The sequence below is a fragment of the Nocardioides alcanivorans genome, assembly GCF_021555175.1.
In the GTDB taxonomy this organism is placed as follows: Bacteria; Actinomycetota; Actinomycetes; order Propionibacteriales; family Nocardioidaceae; genus Nocardioides; species Nocardioides alcanivorans.
Genome location: NZ_JAKGRW010000011.1, coordinates 24,283 through 38,055, shown reverse-complemented (window position 1 = coordinate 38,055; position 13,773 = coordinate 24,283). Strand labels below are relative to the sequence as shown.

The window sequence follows — 13,773 nt, the reverse complement described above, 5'->3', positions numbered from 1 at the left end:
AGACCAGCGAGTGGCAGAAGCGGATCGAGGGGAGTGGCACGGGATCCCGGGCCTCTTCGACGCCCAGGGCAACCACGTCGGGTTCGAGCACATCGCCCGCGCGAGCGAGGTGACCGCCGAAGGCGCCCGCTACTGGATGGACTCCAAGCTCTCCGGAGCCGGTCCGCTGCGCAACCGCTTCGAGCTCGGTGCGCAGTTCGACTTCGGGGTCGTCGACTCCGACGAGAACCGGGTCTACACCGGCCCCGACTTCTACGGCACCGGGCAGCCCTACGGCCTCTTCGTCGAGGCCAACTACTACTCGCCGGGCTGGCAGGCCGACCTGCGCACCTGGAACCAGGTGCTTGCAGACGGGGAGACGCAGGTCTACTCGTCCGTGCTGCACGACGGCTGGGCCGTCTGCGCCGTCTTCAACGGTGTCTACAAGCGCACCACCGACCGGGAGACCAACCCGGCCACGCAGCAGTTGGTCGACGACTGGCGCGAGCTCGAGGTGGAGCGGGGCCCGCGTCCCCAGGTGCTCCCGACCAAGCAGGCGGGTGCCTGGACCGGCACCCTCTTCCTCAACGGCGCCGATCAGACGACCGAGGGGAGGTGCGGGTGCGCATCGAGCACGAGCCCACGTCGCTGCGTTCGGCCCGGCACACGATCACCTGGAGTGGCGACCTCGAGCGGGCCTACACGTTCGACCGCCACCGCGACGGCGCCCGCACGATGTTCGAGGGCCCTGAGGTCTTCGGCAACGCCACGTCCTACGGTCGAGCCCTCTTCACGGTCCAGCACCTCGTCGGCGCCGACAAGACCGGTGTCGAGAAGATCCGCGGTCGCGAGTTCCTGATCGATCCCGAGACCCGTGAGCTCGCCATCGTCTGGCAGCTGTTGCACGGCGAGACCACCACGCACTTCGTGCACGGGTCGTTGGCCTGGGAGCCGCGGTGAGTGCCGCACGGGTCGTCGTCGTCACCGGCGGCACGCGCGGGATCGGCCTCGGCCTGTCGCGCGAGCTGCTGGCTCGGGGGCACCAGGTGGCGGTCTGCGCTCGTTCGCAGGCGTCGATCGACGAGGGAGTCACCGTCCTGCGTGCGGGCCTGGCCGACCCGGGCCGGGTGCTCGGCCTCGTCACCGACGTGTCCGACCGCGCTGCGGTGCAGGCGCTCTGGGACGCGGTGTCTGCGCACTTCGGACGTGTCGACCTGTGGATCAACAACGCTGGGTTGTCCGCGCCTCGTGGTCCGCTGGTCGCCCAACTGCCGGCAACCGTGGACGCCGTGGTGCAGACCAATCTGATCGGTGCGTTCAACGGCTCGGCCATCGCTCAGGCGGGCATGGCGGAGCAGGCCGGCGGCGGCTGGATCTGGAACATGGAGGGCTTCGGCTCGCGTGGTGAGCACCAGCCGGGCATGGCGACGTACGGCGCCTCGAAGCGCGCCGTGCACTATCTCACCGAGGCGCTCGTGAAGGACGCCAAGGGAACGCCCGTGAAGGTGGGTTTCCTGTCGCCGGGCATCGTGGCGACCGACCTGTTGGTCGGTGACTACGCGGGTGACCCGGAGGGCTTCGAGAAGGTCAGGCGCGTGTTCAACATCTTGGGCGACCGCGTGGAGACCGTGACGCCGTGGCTCGTCGACCAGATGCTCGGCGCCACCAAGCACGGCACCCGGGTCGCGTGGTTGACCAAGCCGAAGGCGATGGGTCGCTTCATGTCGGCAGGCTTCCGCAAGCGCGACATCTTCGCCACCGGGGAGGCCTGAGAATCGTGTCGACACAGGTGGTGCTCGCTCGCGGTGTGGACGTCTGCACCGAATACAACGTTCCGTTGGCGGTGGAGGACTTCGTCCCGGTCCTGCTTGCCGGAGCCGCGTTCTGGATCCTGGCCGGTGCGGTCCGGCTCCGAGTGCCCCGGGCCTACTCGGTGGCGTTGGTGGGTGGCCTGCTGGTCACCCTGGGCGGGTTGTGCAAGGCGCTGTGGAAGATCCTGGTGGCGAGCAACTGCTGGGACTACCCGGTGCTGGAGAACCTGCTCTTCCCGTGCCTGGCGTTCGGATTCTCAGCCGTGGCGTGGGCGTCGTTGAGTCTGGCGAAGGGGCGCGAGGTCGGCCCGTGGCCGTTCGTCCTCTTCCCGCTCGCTGCCGGACTGGGTGCCGGCTGGATGAGCTGGTCTGCCGGTGAGTACAAGAACTGGCCCCTGCTGATCGCCGCTGCGGTCGCGGCCTGCGTGATGGCCATCAGCTTGGCGGTCATCGCCTTCCGGGCGGGCAAGAAGTCGGTCGGCTACCTGTTCGTGATCTACACGCTCGGCACCAACATCCTGCCGCCGCTGGCCGCTCAGCCGAACCAGTCGCTGGAGTTGCAGTGGGCCGAACAGCTGACCAACTCCGCGGTCCAGCTCTGCTTCCTGCTGGGAGCACTGTGGCTGCGTGACCACCTGTCCGACAAGGCGGACGAGAGCTCCGCCGACGAGCAGTCAGGAGTGCCCGCGTGAGCGTGGACCGACTGGGTTGGCGCCGCAAGTTCGGCGTCATCGCGCCGAGCACCAACACGATCGTGCAGCCCGAGTTCGACATGATGCGGGTGCCCGGGGTGACCTCCCACTACGGGCGGATCCTGATCCGTGATGGTCGCATCGGTGATGACGAGGGCATGGAGGCGCTCCTCGAGCAGATTCGCGCCTCGATGGCCGACTGCGTCGAGGGCATCATGACCATGGAACCCGACTACATGGTCATGGGCATGAGTGCCGAGACCTTCTGGGACGGCGTCGAGGGCAACCGCGAGTTCGTGAAGCAGATCCAGGATCTCTCCGGTGGCCTCGGAGTGGCGACCGGGGCGGAGGCGTGCGAGCGTGCCCTCAAGCTCTTCGGGGTGAGGAAGATCGGTGTCGTCACTCCCTACACGCCGATCGGTGATGCCAACGTGCGCAAGTTCTTCACCGAACTCGGGTTCGACGTGGGGGAGGTCAAGGGCCTCAGCTGCCCCAGCGCCGTGTCGATCGCCCACGTCTCGGAGCAGACGTTGCGCGAGTCGATGCTGGCCGTCAACGACCCGGACGTGGACGCGATCGTGCAGTGCGGCACCAACCTGTGCATGACCGAGCTCGCCGATGAGGCCGAGCGCTGGCTCGACAAGCCCGTCATCGCCATCAACGCCGCCACCTGGTGGATGGCGCTGCGTGACAACGGGATCGACGACAAGCTCCACGGCTACGGCAGTCTCCTGCGCGATCACTGACCCGTGGGCCGGTACCGCAGGACGACTGCTCCCGACCGGAACTCCTGGCGATCCACGAGCTCGAGCTGGACCCGCTCGCGCAGACCGGCGAGCAGGGTCGGCCCGTGTCCGGCAAGGACCGGCTGCACGACGAACTCGTACTCGTCGATCAGCCCGAGGTCCGCCAACGCCAGGGGAAGCGTGACCCCGCCCGCCCACAGGCCACCGCCCGGCTCCTGCTTGAGCCGCTGAACCGCTTGACCCAAGTCGCCACGTACCAGCTCGGCATTCCAGTCGACCCCGCGCAAGGTGCTCGACACGACGTACTTCCTTGCCCGGTCGATGGTCTCGGCGAACGGGATCTCCCACTCATCCATCCACTCGGGCCACGTGCCCGTGTCCGGCCGGCGCCACGCCGACTCCATCATCTCGTAGGTCACCCGGCCGAACAGCAGGGCATCGGCCCGCGCCATCTCGGCGGTCCAGTGGCGCATCGACTCCTCGTCCGGGGGAGGCCTGCTTCGTGATGGCAGCAGCCGTCGAGCGTGACGTTGATCGAGTATCGAAGTGGTCTCATCTCGTTGCTCCCTCGAGGACCCCCGCGCCCAGACTACTGCCGGCACCGCTTCTCATCTGCGCGTGCGCGCCGAGCCGGAGTCGGCCACGCCGGCAACGGCAGCCCCGGTGACGTCGAGGTCGGGTCAGGTGGGGGAGCCCTGGCCGACCGTGACCTCGTCGAGGGGGAGGTGGGGTTCGAGGGCGGGGAAGACGACGTGCATGAGCAGGAGGAAGACGAGGACCAGGAGTGCGAGGGCCTCGATGACCTTGACGGGGGTGGGGCCGGGCAGGTGGCGCCAGAGGAAGGCATACACGGCGTTCAGTCCTTCAGGTCCGGGGAGCGCCAGCGCCGAGGGCGCGGTGCTCGACCAGCTGGGCCCCGACGACCAGGCGCTCGGTCGAGCCCCAGCGGGGATGACAGGTGATGAGCGTCATCGACTGGACCTTGGGCTTCTTGCCGGGTTGTCCAGGGGACGGAGCCAGCACCTCGGTGCTGGTCGGGGCGATGATCTGGCTCCAGGTCACCTGGTAGGTGTACCAGCCGTCCGGAGCCTCGACATGGATCTTGTCGCCCTCGACGAGCGTGTCCAGGTGCGCGAACGGTTCGCCGTGCGTGGCCCGGTGACCGGCGACCGCGAAGTTGCCCTTCTCGCCCGGGAGGGCGGTGTCGGGGAAGTGTCCGGGGCCGTCGTTGAGCGTGTCCAGGTCGACGCCCTCGACCACGACCCACTCCCAGTCCTTGCCCAGGCGAGGGATGTGCAGCACGTTGACGCCCTCGCCGGTGCTCGGTTCGGTGCTGCGCCCGGGACTCTTCTCCTGCTGGGACCGGAACTCCTGGAGCAGGTCGCGTTGGGCCGCCTGCGTCTGCACATTGGTCCAGACCAGGAGGTAGAAGGCGAGGGCGGCGAAGAGCAGGCCGACGGTCAGCAGCAGCTCCGCCACGACGCGGGCCACTGCCGAAATGATGTGACCTGATGCACTCCTCACAGAAACAGATATATCATCTAGGCGTCAGTGATCCGGGTGGATCCGCAGGACGACCGCTGGAGGATTGCTCGATGCTGGACCGAAGCGTAAGGCCCCTGCTCGTGATGGGGGTGGTGCTGGGATCCGCGCTGCCGGGGTTCGTGGCCAGTGCCTCTGCTGCGCCAGTCGCGCTGGAAGGCGGGTGCTGGAGCTACGTGCCCGCGGCGGGCACGGACCTCGACGACGCCACCGGTGGCATCGATGCCGCAGACCCGCAGATCCCGTGGGGGAGCGAGAACCTGCTCGACCTCACGACCTCCGGAGCCACGTCGGTCGGGGGTCAACGCACCTTCGCCCTCGCCATGACCCTTCCGACGGGACTCGAGGAAGCTGACTCGGCGACGTACTGGTTCGACCTCGTCGGAGCGGACCAGGTGCGTACCGAACTGCCGCCGGTGTCCGTGGACCTCACTGCCGAGGATGCGACGGAGTCGCTGCCCGAGGTGAGTGTCGAGGGTGCGGTCGAGCTCGCGGCTCCGGGTGGCACCACCCTGGTGCTCCGCAACGTGGTCTTCACTGTCGCCGATCTCGATCAGCGTGTCGTCTGCAACGGCCAGACGAACCCGGAGGCCAGTGACGTCGGCGGGAGCAATCCCGCCACGGACCCGCTCGACACCAACGTGACGGCAGCCTTCGACGTCGCTCCGGCTCCATCGGTCGCCATCGACTCCGTGCAGGGGCAGGACGTCCGGTACGCCGCCCGCGCTGGTGATGCGGTGAGCATCAGCTGGTCCGGGCTTGCCTCGGACGGTGCAGTCAGTGCCGCCGTGTGCGACGCCGCGACCTGTGAGCCGGTCAGCACGCCGACCTCCTCGGCCGACGGCGCCGGTCAGGCCACGTTGCCCGTGATCGCCTCGGTCGTGCCGGGAGGGGGAACGGTCGCGGTCAAGGATGAGCTCGGCAACGAGGCGGTCGCTCCACTTCGACTGCTCGGGGCGCCGACCCTCTCCCTGCGCGACAACGCGAAGGCCACCCGACTGCGCTTCGCCGGCGCCGACTGGGATCCGACCCGCCACGTGCGCGTGCGTGCCTTCGACGACAACGGCAAGCAGGTCGGCCAGCGTCGGTTGCGTGCCGGTGGGCTCGGCAGGGTCGCCGGGGTGGTCAAGGTCAAGAAGGGCATCGAGGTGAGTGAGCTGCGTGCCCAGCAGGCGCGTGCCGGCGGCGCCCTGGAGGCGGCCATCGACGTTGACCTCGGAGGCACTGCGCCCCCGGCAAGGAGGGTGGTGATGACGAGAGCAAGGGCAGCACCGCCAGCCCCAACACCTCTGCCAGCAGCAGCCCGTCGACGACGTCGCAGGCGGCGCCATCCATGGAGACCCCGCCGACGGTCGACCTGCCGGTCAACGAGGTCCCGGCTCCCGGTGCAGACCTGCCTGCGGCCCAGGGCGACGTGGCCGTCACCTCGGCCGAGCTTCGTGGGGCCACCCGCATCCAGGATCTCTTCGGTGCTGCGCCGGAGCGGGAGCTGCGCCTGACCGTCGAGAACCTCGGCGACGTCGCGATCACCGCGCCGGGGCTGAGCATCGCGGTGGGCAAGGGAGACCCGGAGCCGGTGTTCCTCAGCGACGGCATCGGCCGGCTCGAGCCGGGGCAGGTCGCGCGCATCACGGTGCCGATCGCACTTCCGGTCGGTGCCCACGGCACCTACACGATCACCGGTCGAGTCGGCGACGGTGAGAGGGGCGAGTTCGGACTCACCTGGGAGACCTACCCCTGGGGTCTCCTCGGCCTCAACGGGCTCGGGGTGCTCCTGGTCGCCTGGGCGCTCCAGCGCCGCTTCATGGCGCCCGCCGCGCCGTTGATCGCAGCTGGCACCCCGCCGGTGACCGAGACCCTCGGGGTCGCTGATGGCGAAGCGGTCATCGACCTCGACACGCTCGAACGCTGGTGGGCCCTGCAGGTCGCCACGAGCGGAGAGGCCGCCGATGCGGTGGTCGACGAGGGGGCCGTCGACCGGTGGATCGAGCGTTGTCGAGAGCGCGATCTCACCCAGCTGTGAAATCTGTGACGGGAGTCTCGTCCCGCAAGTAGATATCGTATATAGTTTGGTCCGTCCACGGTGTCGGACGAGAGGGAGCACATGGCACAGGCAGCGGAGCGCAACGCCACACGGCGTCGCGACAACGCCCTTTGGTTGCGCACTGCCGCGGCAGGGTCGGTCGCCGCGCTGGCACTGGCGGGCTGCGGCGCGCTGATGCCCGGCGGCGGTGGCAGCGCCGACCCCACGGTCGCGGGTCCGGGCGTCACCGACGACAGCGTGAAGGTCGTCTTCGTGGGTGTGGACCTGAGTGGGGTCCAGGACGCCACGGGGTTCAACACCGCGTCGATCGGCGATCCGGAGAAGCAGGTCGAGGCCCTGGAGAAGTGGGTCAACGACAACGGCGGGCTCGGTGGACGCGAACTCGACGCGGTCTTCCGCTGGTACAACGCCGAGGTGGACTCGCCGGCCGCGGAGGAGCAGCTCTGCAACCAGGTCAGTCAGGACGACCAGGCCTTCGCCGTGGTGCTGACCGGACAGTTCCAGTCCAATGCCCGTCCGTGCTACGACGAGCGCAACACCTTGGTGCTCGACGCAACGCTGGTCGCGAGCGACGCCAAGCTCTACGCGGAGCTCGACCCCCACCTGTGGACCGCCAGCTACCCCGAGTACGACGCCTTCACCCGCTCCTACATCGAAGCGATGGACGCGCAGGGATTCTTCGACGGACGTGACCAGGTCGCGATCGTGGCGGCCGACAACCCGGTCAATCGTCGAGCCGTCGAGGGCAAGGCCGTCAAGCAGCTCGAGGAACTCGGCCTCGATGTCGAGGTCGGGTGGGTCGACACCACCGACATGGGGACCATCTTCATGGGCGAGGAGCAGGCGGCGATCACGTTCGCCAGCAAGGGAATCGACCGGGTGTTCTTCCTCGGTGGTTCCCGGCTGGCCTCGATCTTCGCGACGATCGCCGGGTCGAAGGGCCTCGATGCGACGTACGGCATCTCGACGTTCGACAACCCGTCGTTCTTCGTCAACAACCCCAAGACGGTCCCGGCCGAGACGATGGTCGGCATGGTCGGCATCGGGTTCCAGCCGGCGCAGGACCTGGCGGACGAGCAGCTGAGCTTCCCCAGCCGGGCGCCGAGCAGGAGTGCCTCGACATCTACGCCGAAGGCGGCATCACCTTCGAGACCCGGGAGAACGCGCGGTTCGCGATTCCCTATTGCGACGCGGCGCGACTGTTGAAGCTCGGCAGCGACGGGGTCGGCGACGGCACGTTCAACGCGACGACGTGGAGCGCGGCCGTGGACCGGGACGGTGCCGCCTTCGAGACGGCCTCCGGCTTCGGCAACGGCCTCGGTGGCGGTAGCCGTGCGGCCGCGGGTGCCTACCGGATGATGCGCTTCGACGAAGGCTGCGCCTGCTTCGTCTACGAGGGCGAAGATGTCTCTTTCTCGAAGTGAAGCGCCGGCGCTGAGCCTGGCCGATGTCAACGCCTCCTACGGACCGGTGCAGGTCCTCTTCGGCACGAGCCTGTACGTCGAGCAGGGCGAGATGGTGGCCCTGCTCGGCCCCAACGGGGTGGGCAAGTCGACGACGCTCCGGGTGATCGGTGGACTGCTCAAGCCCGACTCGGGGTCCGTGCACATCGGCGGGTGGGACAGCACGTACTGGTCGCCTCGCAAGCGGGTGGAGAAGGGGCTCGGTCAGGTGATCGGTCAGGCCTCGTTCGGCTCGCTCACCGTGGTCGACAACCTCCGTATGCACGGCTATGCGACGAAGGACCAGAAGTGGGTCCGCGAAGCAGTCGAGGCCGCGCTGGCGATCTTTCCACGGCTCAATGCGCGCCGGAACCAACCGGCGTCGACGCTCTCCGGCGGTGAACGTCAGATGCTCGCCCTCGCCAAGGCTGTCGTCAACGATCCCAAGCTGCTCGTCATCGACGAGTTCTCCCTCGGCCTCGCACCCGTCGTGGTGGGTGGCCTGTGCGAGCTCGTCCGTCGGCTCAACGAGCGCGGTACCTCGGTGCTGGTGGTGGAGCAGTCGGTCAACGTTGCGCTCTCGCTGGTGCACCGCGCCTACGTCATGGAGAAGGGCGCGATCATCGCCGAGGAATCGGCGGCGGTGCTCAGTGCCGACCCCAGTCGGATCCAGGCTCTGATGCTCGGAGGTGAGGTGGCATGAATCCCATGTTGACCGCCCTCGCGCTGACGGACCACCGGATTACCTGGCTCGGCTTCGACTTCGGCATCGACCGGCTGGTGCTGGGCCTCTTCGGCGGCCTCACCTACGGTCTGCTCGCCATCGGCCTGGTGCTGGTCTACCGGTCCAGCCGTTTCGTGAACTTCGCCCATGGTTCGGTGGGTGCCTTCGGTGCCGCGATCCTGGCGCTCCTGGTCAATGACTGGGGGATGCCCTACTGGGTCTCCTTCGTGCTGGCCCTCGGCGTGGCTGCGATCCTCGGCGCCGGGATCGAGTGGCTCGTCGTACGGCGGCTCACCGGTCGTCCGAGCATCATCGGCATGATCGCCACGCTCGGCCTGTCGCAGTTCATCTTGATCTTCGCGCTGATCATCAACGCCGACGGGGTCAGTGGCTTCACCTTCCCGCGGCCGCCCGGGTTGCCGGAGTTCACCATCGGCACCACCAACATCTTCACGCCACACGTGGCGATGGCGATCCTTGGACCGCTGCTGCTGATCGGGCTGGCGCTCTTCTTCCGTCAGCACCGCGTCGGCATCGCGATCCGCGCCGCGGCCGATGACAACGACGCGGCACTGCTCAACGGCATCCGCGCGCCGCGGATGGCCACCCTGGCGTGGGCGATCGCGGCTGGCATCGCAGCCTTCTCCGCCATCATGGTCACGCCCACCACGGCTGGTCAGTCGATGGACACGCTCGGCCCCGACATGCTCCTCAAGGGTCTGGCCGGCGCGGTGATCGCCCGGATGACCTCGATCCCGATCGCGGTCGTGGCCTCTCTCGGCGTCGGCGTGCTCGAGCAGGTCCTGCTCTCCAACCCGGACACCCGGAACATGGTGCCGGTCGCGCTGGGCCTGATCATCGTGATCGCCCTGCTCAGCCAGCCCGCACTTGGCCGCGCGGCCCGTGAGGGCGGCGGCTGGACGCGGATCGTGATGACCCCGTTGCCGGATGCCTATCGCAAGCTGTGGGCGGTCCGTTGGTTCCCGCGCATCATGTCGTTCGTGATGGTCGGTGCCGCTGTCGGCGCGGCCTACGTGGTCACCAACGCCACGGCGTCGGCGCTCACCAACGTGGCGGGCTTCGCGTTGGTCGGACTCAGCGTGGGGCTGCTGACCGGCGTCTCCGGACAGCTCTCGCTGGGGCAGTTCGCCTATGCCGGCATCGGGGCCGCGGTCTCGGTGCACACCGTTGCCTCGACCGACAACTTCGTGCTGGGGGTGGCTGCCGGCGTCCTGGCTGCGGCTGCGGCAGCGGCCCTGGTCGGAATCCCCGCGATGCGCTTGCAGGGCCTGGCGCTTGCGGTGTCGACGCTGGCCCTGGCGCTGGCGACCAGCGGTTGGTTGCTCAAGCTCGACAGCTTCCTCGGCTTCGGGGTGCAGCCCGCGAAGCCGACGTGGTTCGGCTATGCGCTGAGCCTGGCAGTCGACTACTACTTGTTCGCCCTGCTGATGCTCCTCCTCGCCATGTGGGTCGTCGGCAACCTGCGCCACAGCGGCTTCGGTCGCGCCATGCAGGCCGTGCGTGACAACGAGGACGCGGCCCGCGCCTTCACGGTGCGCAGTCGGATGCGCAAGCTGCAGATGTTCGCCATCTCCGGCGCGGTCGCGGGGCTCGGCGGTGCGGTCATCGGACACAGCCAGACCTCGCTCACCGTCAACTCGTTCCCGGCTTCGGCCAGCATCGACGTCGTGGCCATCGCCGTCGTCGGTGGCCTGCTGCTCACCGGAGGACCGGTGCTCGGCGCGCTGATCCTGGTGGGCATTCCGAGCATCTGGCCCATGGGCCTGGTTGGCCAGGCCGCCCTGTCCATCGGCTGGCTGCTGGTCGTCGTGCTCCTGCCGGACGGTCTCGGTGGGCTCATCGCCAAGGCGCGCGACTGGTGGGCAGACGGTGTCGCCAGGCGCGCTGGGATCGACGTCGAACACGCCCGCTACGGCACCACGTCAGCTGCGGTCTCCCCGCTCTCACGTGAGTTGCGACTCGAGGGGTTGGGCGGTGGCCGCAGGGCCAGGGAGGCCGAGGACGGCCTGCCCATGCTCGAGGTGCAGGGGGTCTCGCGCAGGTTCGGAGGACTGGTCGCGGTCGATGGCGCAAGTCTCTCCGCAGCACCCGGCGAGATCGTCGGCATCATCGGTCCCAACGGCGCCGGCAAGACCACGCTCTTCGAGTTGATCGCCGGCTTCACCGCCACGCAGAGTGGCGCGATCGGCTTCGACGGCATCGACGTCACCAAACGGCCGCCCGAGGACCGGGCGCGACTGGGCCTGGTCCGTTCCTTCCAGGACGCGGCGCTGTTCCCGACCCTGACCGTGCACGAGACGCTGATGCTGGCGCAGGAGCGCGTCGAGCCCTCCCAGATCTGGGCCGCTGCACTGGGTGGTCGAGCTGCTGAGCGGCGAAAGGCTGCGAAGGCTGACGAGCTGGTCGAACGGATGGGGCTGGAACCCTTCGTCCGGCGTACGGTCTCGGAGCTCTCCACCGGCACCCGGCGGGTGGTCGAGCTGGCCAGCCTGTTGGCGCTCGAGCCCAAGGTGCTGCTGCTCGACGAGCCGTCGGCAGGCATCGCCCAGAGCGAGAGCGAGCCGCTCGGTGAGCTGCTGTTGGGCATCCGCCGCGAGCTCGGCACCACCATGATCGTGATCGAACACGATCTCCCGCTCCTGTCGCACCTCTGCGACAGGATGATCGCGATGAATCTGGGCCGGGTCATCGCCTCGGGCACTCCCGATGAAGTGCGTACCCACCCCGAAGTCGTCCGCTCCTATCTGGGCACCGACGAGAACGCGATCACCCGGTCGGCCGTGCGTCCTGCGGCCGCGTTGTCCGACCCGCTCGACTTCCCGGGCGTCCCGAACCACTGAAGTTCCGTCCCACCGAGGAGAAACACGTGAGAAGCGCAAAGAGACTGACCAAGTTCCTGGCGGGAACCATCGCGCTGTTCGTCGTCGCGATCATCTGTGCGCCGCCGAGCCTTGCGGCCCCGTCGGTCCAGATCAGCGCGTTCGACGGGCTGAGTGACGGCCAGAAGATCACGGTCAGCGGGACGGGGTTCGAACCCAACCTCAAGCAGATCGCGGTCGGCCTGTGCAAGGACGGCTACACCGGTCCGGGCGACTGCTACCTGTCGGGCGCGACGTTCCGCAACGCGGACGCCAACGGCTCGATCGGCGAGTTCGAGATCACCGTGATGCAGAAGTTCTCCGGCATCGACTGCGGTGTCGACAAGTGCGTGATCGGCATCGGCCCCTTGCCCACCACGTCGGATGCCGCCACGATTGCGGCCAACTCCCACGACCAGCCGGTGACCTTCGGGGCCGCCGCGCCGGCGCCGACCGACCCGGAGCCGGAGGCGCCGTCCGACGACGAGGCGGCCGGTGAGCTGCCCAAGACCGGTGCCGGCGACCTGCTGCCGATCCTCGTCATCGGCGGCGGCGTCCTGTTGCTCGCCGGTGGTGCCCTGCGCGTTGCCTTCCGTCGCCCGGGGGTGTGGCATGACGGTGACTCCAACTCCTCGCTGGCGTCGTCCCGCTGCGGTCGCGCTGGCGACGGTCGGCCTGGTGACGTCCACGGTCGGGCTCGGCAGCGGTGCGGCCACTGCCGCTCCGGCCCCTGCCGGTGGCATGACGATGAACTGCCAGACCGCCACGTTCCCTGCCTTCGGCTGGGACGCGACGGTGGACGCCGAGGCGATCACCGACGGCGCCACGACGTCGCTGTCGTTGCAGTTCAGCAACCTGCCGGGAATCGCGCCGGTGGCGATCAACGGTCTTCCGATGACCGGCGAAGTCGTCGTCGAGGTCGACGGGGTCACCTCGACGGTCACGCTCACCGGATCCGCGGCGGTCACCGCGGCCCCCAACGCTCCAGTGCCCGTGCCGCCGGTCGTCGGGATCCTCGACGACACCCACGACACGTTGGACGTGACCGTGAAGAGCGTCGCATTCACGGTGTCCGGACTCACCACCAAGTGCCCGGTGACGGGCACGGGTGACTGGGCACTCGACCCGATCACGGTGGAGGACGGCACGGTCGTCGTGCCCACTCCGACCGACACCGCTTCGCCGACCCCCACCGCCACGCCGACGGACGAGCCCACGGACAAGGGCAACAAGAAGGGGACGCCCGCCAAGGGCAAGGTCTCGTTCAGCTGCGTCCTGCAGGAGCTCGGCAGTCCCTTCGACTACAAGCCGACGGTCACGATGTCGGGTTCCCGGGCCTCGGCCGACGACAGCAAGGTGAGCCTGCGGCTCAACTTCTCGAAGATCCCGGGCCTGGCGCCATTGCCCATCGAGAACGGGCGGATGAAGGTCACCGCGAAGGCCGAGGTCGGCGGGAAGAAGGTCTCCTTCGCTGAGACCTCCACGGTCAATGCTCCTTCCTACGGCGAGGTTGCGGTGCCGACGATGACTGCGTCGATCACCACCGATGAGGACGAGTTGGACGTCGAGATCACCGGCTTCGACTTCGACTTCGGTGAGATGGCCGGCGTCAAGATCTATTCCGAGTGCAAGGGCAGCGGAAAGCTGAGCAAGATGGTCGTCGGCATCGGTGACGACGGTGGTGACGACCCCGGCGACACCGGGGACACCAACACCACCTCGACGAGCACGTCGTCGCTGCCGAAGACCGGATCCGGGGCACCGCTGCTCATGTTCGGGCTGTGGGCCAGCGCCTTCGTGCTGCTGGGTGGAGCGCTCTTCCTCTTCCTGCCACGGCGCCGCAACGAAGCCTGACTCCGTTGGCCTGAGAGCCAGAAGCCCCCGGACCTCACCCGATCGAGGTCCGGGGCTTCT

The 13,773-nt window shown here is 68.5% G+C and carries 15 protein-coding genes and 1 pseudogene; 12 read left to right on the top strand and 4 right to left on the bottom strand.

Annotation, left to right across the window (positions count from 1 at the left end; translation table 11 throughout):
- The first annotated feature begins 10 nt into the window (after positions 1-10).
- From L1066_RS05930 to L1066_RS05915, 4 genes are all read left to right on the top strand, one after another.
- Complete coding sequence (locus tag L1066_RS05930; RefSeq protein ID WP_235735438.1) at positions 11-838, top strand: hypothetical protein; 828 nt, start codon at positions 11-13, stop codon at positions 836-838.
- Between the two features lie 97 nt (positions 839-935).
- Positions 936-1,751 (top strand): SDR family oxidoreductase, encoded by an 816-nt coding sequence (locus tag L1066_RS05925; protein WP_235735437.1) that lies wholly within the window; start codon positions 936-938, stop codon positions 1,749-1,751.
- Between the two features lie 5 nt (positions 1,752-1,756).
- On the top strand, positions 1,757-2,482 hold the full coding sequence (locus tag L1066_RS05920) for a hypothetical protein (RefSeq protein ID WP_235735436.1): 726 nt from the start codon (positions 1,757-1,759) through the stop codon (positions 2,480-2,482).
- On the top strand, positions 2,479-3,228 hold the full coding sequence (locus L1066_RS05915; RefSeq protein WP_235735435.1) for a maleate cis-trans isomerase family protein: 750 nt from the start codon (positions 2,479-2,481) through the stop codon (positions 3,226-3,228). Before L1066_RS05920 ends, L1066_RS05915 begins: the two co-directional genes overlap by 4 nt.
- Here L1066_RS05915 and L1066_RS05910 read toward each other — a convergent pair.
- The 3 genes from L1066_RS05910 to L1066_RS05900 form a co-directional block, all read right to left on the bottom strand.
- Positions 3,222-3,701, bottom strand: a complete 480-nt coding sequence (locus L1066_RS05910; protein ID WP_235735434.1) for a dihydrofolate reductase family protein — start codon at positions 3,699-3,701, stop codon at positions 3,222-3,224. The two genes, L1066_RS05915 and L1066_RS05910, sit on opposite strands and share 7 nt — an antisense overlap.
- Positions 3,702-3,908: 207 nt before the next feature.
- Positions 3,909-4,079, bottom strand: a complete 171-nt coding sequence (locus L1066_RS05905) for a hypothetical protein (RefSeq protein ID WP_235735433.1) — start codon at positions 4,077-4,079, stop codon at positions 3,909-3,911.
- A gap of 13 nt (positions 4,080-4,092) precedes the next feature.
- Positions 4,093-4,719 (bottom strand): class E sortase, encoded by a 627-nt coding sequence (locus tag L1066_RS05900; protein ID WP_235735432.1) that lies wholly within the window; start codon positions 4,717-4,719, stop codon positions 4,093-4,095.
- A gap of 104 nt (positions 4,720-4,823) precedes the next feature.
- Between L1066_RS05900 and L1066_RS05895 the strand changes: the two genes are divergently transcribed.
- The 7 genes and pseudogenes from L1066_RS05895 to L1066_RS28435 form a co-directional block, all read left to right on the top strand.
- Positions 4,824-6,269 (top strand): hypothetical protein, encoded by a 1,446-nt coding sequence (locus L1066_RS05895; RefSeq protein WP_235735431.1) that lies wholly within the window; start codon positions 4,824-4,826, stop codon positions 6,267-6,269.
- Entirely contained in the window at positions 6,185-6,793 is a 609-nt protein-coding gene (locus L1066_RS05890) for a hypothetical protein (protein WP_235735430.1), read from the top strand. The genes L1066_RS05895 and L1066_RS05890 overlap by 85 nt, the downstream gene beginning before the upstream one ends.
- A gap of 81 nt (positions 6,794-6,874) precedes the next feature.
- A complete protein-coding gene (locus L1066_RS05885) occupies positions 6,875-8,020 on the top strand; it encodes a type 1 periplasmic-binding domain-containing protein (protein ID WP_235735429.1) in 1,146 nt (381 codons plus the stop codon).
- Positions 8,017-8,238 carry a hypothetical protein gene (locus L1066_RS05880; RefSeq protein ID WP_235735428.1) on the top strand — a complete coding sequence of 74 codons (222 nt, stop codon included), beginning with the start codon at positions 8,017-8,019 and terminating at the stop codon, positions 8,236-8,238. Before L1066_RS05885 ends, L1066_RS05880 begins: the two co-directional genes overlap by 4 nt.
- Positions 8,219-8,959 (top strand): ABC transporter ATP-binding protein, encoded by a 741-nt coding sequence (locus tag L1066_RS05875; protein WP_235735427.1) that lies wholly within the window; start codon positions 8,219-8,221, stop codon positions 8,957-8,959. Before L1066_RS05880 ends, L1066_RS05875 begins: the two co-directional genes overlap by 20 nt.
- Entirely contained in the window at positions 8,956-11,841 is a 2,886-nt protein-coding gene (locus L1066_RS05870) for a branched-chain amino acid ABC transporter permease/ATP-binding protein (RefSeq protein WP_235735426.1), read from the top strand. Before L1066_RS05875 ends, L1066_RS05870 begins: the two co-directional genes overlap by 4 nt.
- 26 nt (positions 11,842-11,867) lie before the next feature.
- Positions 11,868-12,206, top strand: a pseudogene (locus L1066_RS28435) (neocarzinostatin apoprotein domain-containing protein); the annotation flags it as partial.
- Here L1066_RS28435 and L1066_RS05865 read toward each other — a convergent pair.
- Positions 12,098-12,403 carry a hypothetical protein gene (locus tag L1066_RS05865; RefSeq protein WP_235735425.1) on the bottom strand — a complete coding sequence of 102 codons (306 nt, stop codon included), beginning with the start codon at positions 12,401-12,403 and terminating at the stop codon, positions 12,098-12,100. The pseudogene L1066_RS28435 and the gene L1066_RS05865 overlap by 109 nt on opposite strands.
- A gap of 68 nt (positions 12,404-12,471) precedes the next feature.
- Here L1066_RS05865 and L1066_RS05860 point away from each other — a divergent pair, with 68 nt between their 5' ends.
- Complete coding sequence (locus L1066_RS05860) at positions 12,472-13,713, top strand: LPXTG cell wall anchor domain-containing protein (protein ID WP_235735424.1); 1,242 nt, start codon at positions 12,472-12,474, stop codon at positions 13,711-13,713.
- Positions 13,714-13,773: the final 60 nt, after the last annotated feature.

Excerpts from the sequence above, each read along its gene's own strand:
- L1066_RS05910 (WP_235735434.1), bottom strand. The coding sequence starts at position 3,701 with ATGCGCCACTGGACCGCCGAGATGGCGCGGGCCGATGCCCTGCTGTTC.
- L1066_RS05895 (WP_235735431.1), top strand. The coding sequence starts at position 4,824 with ATGCTGGACCGAAGCGTAAGGCCCCTGCTCGTGATGGGGGTGGTGCTG.
- L1066_RS05860 (WP_235735424.1), top strand. The coding sequence starts at position 12,472 with ATGACGGTGACTCCAACTCCTCGCTGGCGTCGTCCCGCTGCGGTCGCG.
- L1066_RS05885 (WP_235735429.1), top strand. The coding sequence starts at position 6,875 with ATGGCACAGGCAGCGGAGCGCAACGCCACACGGCGTCGCGACAACGCC.
- L1066_RS05875 (WP_235735427.1), top strand. The coding sequence starts at position 8,219 with ATGTCTCTTTCTCGAAGTGAAGCGCCGGCGCTGAGCCTGGCCGATGTC.
- L1066_RS05870 (WP_235735426.1), top strand. The coding sequence starts at position 8,956 with ATGAATCCCATGTTGACCGCCCTCGCGCTGACGGACCACCGGATTACC.
- L1066_RS05865 (WP_235735425.1), bottom strand. The coding sequence starts at position 12,403 with ATGACGAGGATCGGCAGCAGGTCGCCGGCACCGGTCTTGGGCAGCTCA.